General features: G+C 50.9%; 10 protein-coding genes. 5 read left to right on the top strand and 5 right to left on the bottom strand.

Annotated elements, in window-relative coordinates; all coding sequences use genetic code 11:
- Positions 1-56: 56 nt before the first annotated feature.
- The 4 genes from yebS to NC856_RS02715 all read left to right on the top strand — a co-directional run bounded on the left by yebS (position 57) and on the right by NC856_RS02715 (position 5,933).
- Positions 57-1,337 (top strand): membrane integrity lipid transport subunit YebS, encoded by a 1,281-nt coding sequence (yebS, locus tag NC856_RS02700; RefSeq protein WP_404802298.1) that lies wholly within the window; start codon positions 57-59, stop codon positions 1,335-1,337.
- The gene (locus NC856_RS02705) at positions 1,324-3,957 is read left to right on the top strand and encodes a PqiB family protein (protein ID WP_264088864.1); all 2,634 of its coding nucleotides are present in this window, start codon (positions 1,324-1,326) and stop codon (positions 3,955-3,957) included. The genes yebS and NC856_RS02705 overlap by 14 nt, the downstream gene beginning before the upstream one ends.
- Positions 3,958-4,061: 104 nt before the next feature.
- Positions 4,062-5,513 carry a 16S rRNA (cytosine(1407)-C(5))-methyltransferase RsmF gene (gene rsmF / locus NC856_RS02710; protein ID WP_264088865.1) on the top strand — a complete coding sequence of 484 codons (1,452 nt, stop codon included), beginning with the start codon at positions 4,062-4,064 and terminating at the stop codon, positions 5,511-5,513.
- A 228-nt stretch (positions 5,514-5,741) separates the two neighbouring features.
- The gene (locus NC856_RS02715) at positions 5,742-5,933 is read left to right on the top strand and encodes a YdfD/YebW family protein (protein ID WP_113869050.1); all 192 of its coding nucleotides are present in this window, start codon (positions 5,742-5,744) and stop codon (positions 5,931-5,933) included.
- Positions 5,934-5,951: 18 nt separating this feature from the next.
- Here NC856_RS02715 and NC856_RS02720 read toward each other — a convergent pair whose 3' ends face one another.
- Both NC856_RS02720 and NC856_RS02725 read right to left on the bottom strand, forming a co-directional pair.
- Positions 5,952-6,650 carry an extensin-like domain-containing protein gene (locus NC856_RS02720; RefSeq protein ID WP_264088866.1) on the bottom strand — a complete coding sequence of 233 codons (699 nt, stop codon included), beginning with the start codon at positions 6,648-6,650 and terminating at the stop codon, positions 5,952-5,954.
- A 51-nt stretch (positions 6,651-6,701) separates the two neighbouring features.
- On the bottom strand, positions 6,702-7,760 hold the full coding sequence (locus NC856_RS02725) for a malate/lactate/ureidoglycolate dehydrogenase (RefSeq protein ID WP_264088867.1): 1,059 nt from the start codon (positions 7,758-7,760) through the stop codon (positions 6,702-6,704).
- Positions 7,761-7,970: 210 nt separating this feature from the next.
- Here NC856_RS02725 and NC856_RS02730 point away from each other — a divergent pair, with 210 nt between their 5' ends.
- A complete protein-coding gene (locus NC856_RS02730; protein ID WP_264088868.1) occupies positions 7,971-8,192 on the top strand; it encodes a YdgH/BhsA/McbA-like domain containing protein in 222 nt (73 codons plus the stop codon).
- Positions 8,193-9,047: 855 nt separating this feature from the next.
- On the opposite strand, the gene NC856_RS02735 is transcribed toward NC856_RS02730, so the two are convergent.
- The 3 genes from NC856_RS02735 to NC856_RS02740 all read right to left on the bottom strand — a co-directional run bounded on the left by NC856_RS02735 (position 9,048) and on the right by NC856_RS02740 (position 10,038).
- Entirely contained in the window at positions 9,048-9,347 is a 300-nt protein-coding gene (locus tag NC856_RS02735) for a hypothetical protein (RefSeq protein ID WP_264088869.1), read from the bottom strand.
- Positions 9,289-9,438: a YHYH domain-containing protein gene (locus tag NC856_RS17790; RefSeq protein WP_318841711.1), complete on the bottom strand. Its 150-nt coding sequence runs from the start codon at positions 9,436-9,438 to the stop codon at positions 9,289-9,291. The genes NC856_RS02735 and NC856_RS17790 overlap by 59 nt, the downstream gene beginning before the upstream one ends.
- A gap of 111 nt (positions 9,439-9,549) precedes the next feature.
- Positions 9,550-10,038, bottom strand: coding sequence for a hypothetical protein (locus NC856_RS02740; RefSeq protein WP_264088870.1), 489 nt, complete (start codon positions 10,036-10,038; stop codon positions 9,550-9,552).
- Positions 10,039-10,305: the final 267 nt, after the last annotated feature.

Below are 10,305 nucleotides of genomic sequence, written 5' to 3' on the forward strand. Positions count from 1 at the left end.
ATATGCGCCAGTACCTGATACACTGAATGATGTCCGTTTCTCTGACAGCAGGAAATATGAAGATATATCACATAATCAGTCCTGTCCTTTTCCCGTCTGCCAGACCACCGCGAACGGACGGCATGACGACGCCAGCGCAGACCATGGCATGTTATCACCGCTGCCCTCAATGCGATGCGCTCTTTATATTGCCCACCGTCAAACGCAACCAGACGGCCAACTGCCCGCGCTGCGATGCCAAAGTCAGTTCGGGACGCGACTGGCCCATCTCACGACTGACCGCCATGGCGATCGCCATGCTGGTTCTCATGCCGTTTGCTTTTACCGAACCGCTGATCAGCATTCGGTTGCTTGGCGTATCCATCAATGCCACCCTGTTTGAAGGCATCTGGCAGATTACCCGGCAGGGAAACCCGGTGACGGCGAGCATGGTGGCCTTTTGTACCGTCGGCGTTCCGTTAACGCTGGTTTTTTCGCTGCTGTATCTGTTTTTTGCGCCGCGTATCGGCATGAACTTGCGCCCCATCCTGCTGATGCTGGATAAGTTGAAAGAATGGATGATGCTGGATATTTATCTGGTGGGCATGGCGGTCGCCGCCATCAAAGTTCGGGAGTTTGCCGATGTTCAGCCGGGACACGGCCTGATCGCGTTTCTGGCGTTGATGACATTGAGCGTACTGACGCTGATCCACCTGAATACCGACCAACTATGGCAGCGTTTTTACCCGCGCCTGCGCCCCATTATTTTACCGGAACGCTATCGAGTGTGCCTCTCTTGTCGCCTGACCAGTTCACCGGATAATCAGGGCCGTTGCCCGCGTTGCCACGTTCCTTTACGTTTGCGCCGCCGTCACAGCCTGCAAAAGTCCTGGGCCGCCCTGATCGCATCAGTCATTTTCCTGCTTCCGGCCAACCTGCTGCCGATATCTATTATCTATGTGAACGGCGCTCGCACCGAAGACACCATTTTTTCCGGCATTCTTTCCCTGGCTTCCGGCAATATTCCGGTGGCCATCGTGGTATTTATCGCCAGTATTCTGGTGCCTTTTACTAAAGTCATTGTACTGTTTGGACTGTTGCTCAGTATTCATTTCCGGCTCACGCTCGGCATAATGACCAGAATGCGAATGCTGCGGATGATCACCTGGATTGGGCGTTGGTCGATGCTGGACCTTTTTGTTATTGCACTGACGATGTCACTCGTCAATCGCGACCAATTACTTGCTTTTACCATGGGGCCTGCCGCTTTTTATTTTGGCGCGGCAGTGATTCTAACTATCCTGGCCGTTGAATGGCTGGATAGCCGACTGATGTGGGATAACGATGCAAGACCATAAACCCGAAATATCGAGCCAGGCCACGGTGAAAAACAAACACCGTCTTTCTCCTTTCTGGCTATTGCCGCTGATTGCGCTGATGATTGCCGGCTGGCTGGTTTATACCAATCAACAAGAGCGCGGAGCGAGCGTGACCATTGATTTCTCCTCGGCGGACGGCATCGTCGCCGGACGCACGCCGGTTCGTTATCAGGGTGTTGAAGTCGGCATCGTGCAAAACATCAAACTCAGTGACGATCTGCGCACCATTCAGGTTGAGGCCAGCATCAAAAGCGATATGGAAGAGGCCCTGCGTTCCGGCACGCAATTCTGGCTGGTGACGCCCAAAGCTTCGCTGGCGGGCGTCTCCGGGCTGGATGCGTTGGTCGGTGGTAACTACATTGGCATGATGCCGGGGCCTGGCGAACCACAGACACATTTTTCCGCGTTGGACACGCAACCCAAATATCGGGTTAACACCGGCGAGCTATTAATCCACCTTCAGGCTGATGATTTAGGTTCCCTGAACACCGGTTCACTGGTCTATTACCGCAAGATCCCGGTGGGCAAAGTGTATGACTACACGGTTTCGCAAAATCATCGCGGTGTGACGATCGACGTATTGATTGAGCGACGCTTTACCGATCTGGTGAAAAAGAACAGCCGTTTCTGGAATGTTTCCGGTTTCAATGCGGACATTGGTTTTAACGGCGCCAAAATTGAAATGGAAAACATGGCGGCGCTGGTCAACGGCGCGATTGCTTTCGACTCGCCAGAAGAGGGGGAAGCTGCTGCCGCAGAACAATCTTACCGGTTATATCCCGATTTGGCGCAAAGTCAGCGCGGGGTGGTGATCCAGCTTGAGTTGCCATCCGGCGACGGGCTGGAGGAAGGCCGAACCCCGCTGATGTATCAGGGACTGGAGGTGGGAACGCTGAACAAGATCACCCTGATCCCCAACAGTGAACGCGTCAACGGTGAATTGATTATCGATCCCGCCGTAGTTTCCCTGATGCGCGAAAGTACGCGCATTGAACTGACCAAACCCAAACTTTCACTTAACGATTTGAATATTTCCCGGCTGCTCAGCGGACCGACCTTGACGCTCATCCCCGGCGAAGGCGAACCCCGGCAACATTTTGAGGTGCTGGACAGCAGCCAGCAACCGTTGGCGCAGCCGGGCGCGCTATCCATACGGCTGAATGCGACGCAAAGTTACGGTATCGACGCCGGACAGCCGGTTTTGCTGCATGGCATACAGATTGGTCAAATCGTCAAACGCACGCTGGATGAACAAGGCGTCAGTTTTGTTTTGGCGATCGAACCACAATACCGCCGCCTGTTGCATAAGGACAGCAAATTTGTCGTCAACAGCCGCATGAACGTTAAAGTGGGGTTGGATGGCATTCAGGTGTTGGGCGCCAGCGCGCAGGAGTGGGTAAGCGGAGGTATTCGGGTCTTGCCGGGCGCCAAAGGCGAAGTTCTGGCGAGTTACCCGCTGTTCAGCGACCTCGAAAAAGCACAGGAAGGCATCCGTGAGGCAGCGCCCTCGCCAACACTGACGTTAGTTACCGACAGCCTGCCCGACATTCAGGATGGTTCGATCGTGCTCTACCGTAAGTTCGAGGTGGGTGAAATCATGCGCGTCCGGCCTAAAGCGAATGACTTCGAAGTGGATGTCTATATCCATCCAGAGCACCGAAAATTGCTGACTGACAATAGCGTTTTCTGGGCGGAAGGCGGCGCTCGCGTACAACTGAATCCCACAGGTCTGACCGTGCAGGCGTCGCCGCTCAATCGTGCGCTGAAAGGCGCCATCAGCTTTGATAACCTTGCAGGCGCGCCTGAAATCAAAAGCGGTAAACGCGTGCTCTACAATAACGAAACCGCGGCCCGTGCGGTCGGCAGCCGCATTACCCTGCGAACTTACGACGCCAGCAAACTGTCGCCGGGCATGCCCATTCGTTATCTGGGCATCGACATCGGTCAGCTTGATTCACTTAAACTGTCCGAACAGCGTAATGAAGTCTGGGTACAAGCGGTGTTATATCCCGAATACGTGCGCAATTTCGCCCGCTCAGGCACGCGTTTTTCCGTAGTTACGCCAGAGATTTCAGCCGCCGGAGTAAATAATCTGGAAACATTATTCCAGCCTTACATCAATGTTGAACCGGGCGGCGGCAACGTTACCCGCAGTTTTGAACTGCAACGGGCCACCATTTCCGATTCGCGCTATCAGGATGGATTAAATATTAGCGTTGATGCGCCCGAAGCTGGCGCGCTACAGGTGGGAACACCCGTGCTGTTCAGGGGTATTGAAGTAGGAACGGTTACCGGCTTATCGCTTGGCGCTCTTGCCGATCGCATCTCCGTCGCCTTACGCATTAGTAAACGTTACCAGCATCTGGTCAGGGATAACTCCGTATTCTGGCTGGCTTCCGGCTATAATCTGCAATTCGGTTTAACTGGCGGCGTGATAAAAAGCGGCACATTCCAGCAGTTTATTCGTGGCGGTATCGCGTTTGCAACGCCGGCCACCACTCCGCTGGCGCCGCAAGCGCGGGAAGGAAAGCATTTTCTGTTGCGCAATGAAGAACCGGCTGAATGGCGGCAATGGGGAACGGCAATCCCGTCAAACTAGACACTGACAGGGGCGGTTTGCCGCCCCGCACTCCCCATTCGGCGGCTATCATTTCTATGATAAACTCCGCCGCTACTCTTTATCGCAGCAATGGGACATCCCTCGTGGCTAAACCTACGCCGGTCAATTTACCCGCTGAATTTCTTGATGCAACGCAGGCGATCATGCCTGCACACCTTTCGATGGTCGATTTTATTGCCGCTTGCCAACGACCGTTGCGCCGTAGTATTCGTGTCAATACGCTGAAAATCAGCGTTGAGGCCTTTCTGCAATTGGTTGCACCGTATCAATGGCAACTGGAACCGATCCCCTGGTGCGAGGAAGGTTTCTGGCTGTTGAATGCCGACGATGAAAGTATTCGCCTGGGTAATACGCTGGAACATCTGAGCGGCCTTTTTTATATTCAGGAAGCCAGTTCGATGTTGCCGGTGAGCGCTTTGTTCCAAGATCACGCCATGCCGCAAAAGGTTTTGGATGTTGCCGCCGCACCCGGCTCCAAAACGACGCAAATTGCCGCCCGACTGCATAATCAGGGCGGGATTATCGCCAATGAATATTCCGCCAGCCGGGTTAAAGTTTTGCATGCCAATATCAGCCGCTGCGGAGTAAGCAATACCGCCATCACCCATTTTGACGGACGGGTTTTTGGCGCGGCCTTACCCGAATATTTCGATGCCATTCTGCTGGATGCGCCTTGCTCTGGCGAAGGCGTCGTACGCAAAGATCCGGCAGCCATGAATCACTGGTCGCCCGCAAGCATTGTCACTATCGCCGCCACCCAGCGCGACCTGATTCTGAGCGCTTTCCATGCGCTGAAGCCCGGCGGCATCATGATCTACTCGACCTGTACCTTGAATACGCAGGAAAATCAGCAGGTTTGCCACTGGTTACAACGGCAGTTTCCCGATGCGTGCGAGTTCGAGTCGCTGGCCGATCTCTTCCCTGGTGCGCCGCAAGCCGCCACAGAAGACGGTTTTTTACACGTTTTTCCGCAAATTTATGACAGCGAAGGGTTCTTTGTCGCGCGCCTGCGAAAAACAGCCAGCGTTCCCCCGCTTGCGAAGCCGGGTTATAAAGTCGGTAAATTTCCCTTCTCGCCACTGAGCGGCAAAGATGCGATGCTGATAGTTCAGGCCGCGAAAAAACAAGGTCTGACGTGGGATGGCAACCAGCACCAACTGTGGCAGCGGGACAGTGAAATCTGGCTCTTCCCCGTTACCCTTACCTCTTCCTTTGGCAATATCAAGTTCTCGCGAATTGGCATCAAGCTGGCGGAGCGCTTCCCCAAAGGCTATCGCTGGCAGCATGAAGCGGTTATTGCTCTGGCAAAAGCCGATACCAGCCACGGCTATGCACTGACCTCCCAACAAGCCAGTGAATGGTTTCAGGGTAAAGACAGCTACCCGGAACCAATTCCTGTGGCGGATGAACTACTGCTCACCTATCAGGGTTGTCCGGTTGGTTTGGCAAAACGTATCGGCAGCCGCATAAAAAACAATCTGCCGCGCGATCTGGTTCGTGATGGCGCTGGCGTTGCCGCTTCGACACATCGCTAAACGCTTTTTGCCGTTGATGCGCGTTTATTCGGTGGCGATAAAACCAGCGGATAAACGCGTCCTCCTCACTTCTTCTGCATTTCATCTACAATTGTCTGTAGTGATCTCAAAAAATAACAACCGTATTGAATGCTATATCCCATTGATTTCCTCACATGGGAATACTGATCGCCGACCGAGGCGAAAGATGAAAAGCAACGCATATAACATCGGAAAGTTGAGGGCCTCATGTTTGCACTGGTGATATTTGTTTGTTACCTCGGGCATGGCTGTGATGAGTTGGTAGCAGGTGCCTACAACACGGAAACACAATGCTTGCAGGCAATGAAAGAGCAACGTTTGCGCCGTGCAGGGTGTTATCCTATTGAAGAATTTATTGACGGATTCTGGCTACCGGCGCAGGAATACGCGGATTTCTAATCCGCCGTGTTTATCCAATCATCGGCACACGCCAAAACCTCTCATGCCCAGATGAAAATGATTTGCATGTGCCGCGTTATATTCCGGCCCCAGTGAATTGCCGAAAAAACGGCAACTTTCTTTGAAAGTGGCACGCAGATAGTCCCCACGTTCATTCTTTTCCGGCCATTGCCTGAGTACGCTCACCTGTCGTCCATCTGTCAGGCGAAAACCGACAATATCCAACGCATCTGCTGTTGCATGTTCACTTAATCGCCCTTCGGGACGATGATACACATTGCGACAGGCATAACTACCGACATGCTCGATCCGCGCCAACGATGTTCCCATCAGAGCTGCTTGCGGGATAGCGGATTGGATCACAAACATGGTACTGCTCAGCGCCAGCGGACAACTGGCCAGAAAACTGGCGCTGAGTCCGACCGGCCCAAAACGCTGCACGCGCACCGGCGAAACAAGCGGACATTGCCCGGCGACATCATTTACCGGTGTAAAGGTGATTCGCCCTTTCTCTTGCGCCTGCGTCAATACCGCCAGGCAGGTTTCAGGATTACTCGCCACTTGCTTGAGCTTAAATCGGGTAATAAAGGTTGGCGGATCGTCAACCGATAACGATGAAAATGGATCATAACCGGCCGGCAGATGCCGCTGGAACCAGGGAACGAGCCCAATCAGTCCCGCCAAAAGAATCAGGCTAACCAGCAATCCTCGACCCATGCCACCTCCTCCGGTTTCAGCTTCTAACAGGCCTTGTGACTGCGCGGCAAATCACACAAACGCCTGCGGACTCATGCCCAGAGACACGCCGGCCTCCACAATCTTTTGCCACTCCTGATCGGACAATTCGATGCCCTCCGCTTCCCGTCGCGCTTTGATTCTGATTTCCGGCTCTCCGGCGATCAAAATCGGTTGTTCAGGATCCGGCGCATGGGAAGCGCGGACATAGTCAAGCATGGCATCATATTCCTGCTGTAGCCAGGTCATGGATACCATGCAGGAAGGATCGACAACGATAGTGGTCATGTTGTTTACGATAGCGCCAAGCCGCTCATTTTCCGGTTGGATTGTGCCACCGCCAGATAACAGGCCCGCCAGCATTTCCGCCGCAAGAATCAATCCGCCACCTTTATGTTTGGCAATGGGTTTCAGTGCGCCATGCGTTTCACCTTCCCACATCACGCGGGGATCATTGGTCGAATGACCATGACTATCCAGCATCACGTCCTCATCAAACTTTTTACCAGCCAGATAAGCCACGCGCGTTTTGCCCAGCGCCACAATACTGGTGGCGAAATCCAGAACGAATGCGGCATTACGTTCGCTCTTCGGGAGCGCGATGCAGATGGGATTGGTGCCAAAACGCGCTTCACTACCGCACCAGGGCGCGACAATCGGGTCGAGATCATTGACGTTGACAAAATGAATCGACACCATCCCGGCGTTCGCCGCCATCTCCCCGTAAGTGCCGATGCGACCAAGATGACAGGTCGATGATAAGGTCATTAAACAAACGCCGGTGGTTTTCGCCCGGTCAATCGCCGCCTGCATCGCTTCTTTGCCAGTACGTTGCCCAAATCCGCGATCGCCAGTAAATTGCAGCACCGCCCCACCATCACGCAATAAACGCGCTGGCGTATTCGGATGCATCATTCCATCGCGAATAAAACTCACATAATGCGGCAACATGCCGACGCCGTGGCTGTCATGTCCTTTCAGATTAGCGGCTACCAGATGCCCGGCAACACAAATTGCCTCAGCTTCATCACAGCCGACCTTCTGCAACACCGCCTGTGTGACCGAAGCTAAGCGACGCGCTGATATCTGCATCGTAATCCCCCTTTTTTAAGTTTATGAATGTGTTCTTCGCCTTACTTTATCCTACTGTGCAACATCACCAGATGACATAACCGATAATGGACAATTTATTTGAAAAATAAACACAAATCTATCCGATATTCATGGCTCATATTCTGGATTATTATTCTTCACATCAAGGCAAAACGCCTTTTATCAAACATAAATCTGAAGGAATGAATCATGAAAATCATCAAAAATTTTGTCGCAATTATCGCTTTATCTACTTTATCTTTTGGCGCGCTTGCCGCTCAGGAAACCGTTTCAGTACGCGGCGCGGCTACTCTGGATACTTTTGAAGCTCAGGTTGCTGCAAAAGCGGAAGCGGCAGGCGCATCTTCTTACCGTATCGTATCAGTTACCGGTCAAGACCAATTAAACGGTACAGCGATTCTGTATAAATAAGCTCATCACTGGAAGCGACAAAAATCCGCCTGTCATGAGGCGGATTTTTGTTTTCATGAGTTATTATTAATAACATAATTATTATTCAAGTTAAAAATATTAAACTAACTCTGGTTATAAAAATTAAATTTTACATTGGAATATTTTCACGATATTGCTATCTTTAAAGTAATTAAAAATTTCCCTGGTGTTGGTCAACTTTGACGCCTCCAATTCTACGGAATTGGAGATTTTTTTATTAAACCTAGCAAACTAACTATTAATCCATTCTATTCAATTCACCATTGGTTACCCTCCAACCGCCGCTGTCTCAATTGACTCATGTCATACTCCTTTTGTTACTTATATCCATCTGCGGTCAGTCAATACCTGATCTCAGGGAACACCTGAGGAATGGAACGTTGGGAGGGCCAGACAGCAAGTGATCCAGCCTTAAAAGGGCATCGATCGTCACAACCGATCAATAAAGGAAAATTGATCTGTATAAACATTTATAAAATATACATATCTACTGTCATGATGAGGACGATGGATTGCAAACAATAACAATGGCATCAGGGAAAGCGAAGCCCACCTTTTTGGGTGGGCTTCTTTTACATCATGCGGTCAGTCGTCTGCTTTCTGGTCATATGCGAGGGAAAGAATACACCGATCTATAAAAAGACCGGATACAGGATTGCGTGTGTTTTCGCGTATCATAAAAATCAATAAATTAAAAAAAAGACCGAATACGATTCCTGTAGCTGAAAAATCATCGTGATTTTTGAGTTTTTGGCACCAATCAATACCGTCTTTTTATGATCATAAATATCAAATAGTTATGAAGTATTTCGGAAAAATTCGGAAAATTTTCGTTCAACCCAAAGGATATTTATATCTTCCACGGCTTTCATCATCTGCCTGATTCTGGCTGCCGTTATGATCACCATTCATCCAGTGTTTGATGTCTCGTTCATCATCGCCGCGTTCCTGATAACCGGTAAATGCCGAATGGTTCTGGATAGCAACACCAGCGTCATCCTCGGCATTACCGGTTTTCTGACTTTGATTATGTGTACCAGAAGCTGGTTGAGGTGAAATTGTGTGTTTCAGACGGTTACCGCTTTTTATTATGGCAGTGATAATCCCCCGTTTTACTATTTGTATGGCACCCATCGGCGTTCGTTCCGCCAGAGTGCGCTAACGCACTGCTTGCTGTCATAGCCAGAAAGCCAGAAGTAATAATAGCGACAATCAATTTTTTCATTCTTAAGTCCTTGGATTCACTCTTCGCGCCCTAACGCGCATCCCCAAAATGACACACCCTGGACACTCGATTATTTAATGCAGGTCACGTTTTAGCCTTTCAGTACGTCGATCAGTCAAAGTACGGGTTAACCCTTTCCACCGCCAGTTGAACCAGTTTGTTCCTCTTTTCCATCAGGCGATCAATTCGCTCCCGCTTCTGCTCAGATGTCAGAATCCGGTCAATGCGGGTCAACTCAATCTGGGCATTAAGCTGTTTTACCTGCTTCTGCGTCGCTGTCAGCGCTTTGCGTTGTGACAACTTCCCTCTGTTTTCCTGCAACAATTCATTGGCGTCACCCTGACGCCCCTGTTTGCGATAGTCGTTAATCGTGCTGTTAATCTGGTTGGCTTGAGTCATCATCCGGTAAAAGTCCTCGGAGAATTGGGTGGACTTGACCGGATCGGAACCGCGGGCGAATGCTTTAATCACCGGCATTTCATCCAGACGCAACGCCGGTGATTCGCCGTTGTCGCCCAGGTTACGCATGACAATGTTTGTGGCGCCGATAAGCGCGCTGTTGCCAAAGCGCTTATCGGCACAAACAAAAACGCCCACCATAATAGGCGGGCGCTGATTTTGTGGTATAAAAAACTGGAGCAACCTTTGAGGCATACTCCGGTATATTTGGGGAATTTAGCGCGTATTATCTTTAAGCGCAAGACGCAAGAATAAAAGCTTGTTATCTCGATAAAGTAATCATAAACGCGTTATATCCATAGCTAGCGTCTTCAGTGATATTCTCTATAGCTAAATAACTTCGCAAAATAGTAGATCACCTGAAGGGAACTCAGTCCGAATTGTGCGATCTGATCAATCGCCAAACAT

Origin of the sequence: Brenneria izbisi (assembly GCF_025840185.1) — a bacterium.
GTDB classification, from domain to species: Bacteria; Pseudomonadota; Gammaproteobacteria; order Enterobacterales; family Enterobacteriaceae; genus Brenneria; species Brenneria izbisi.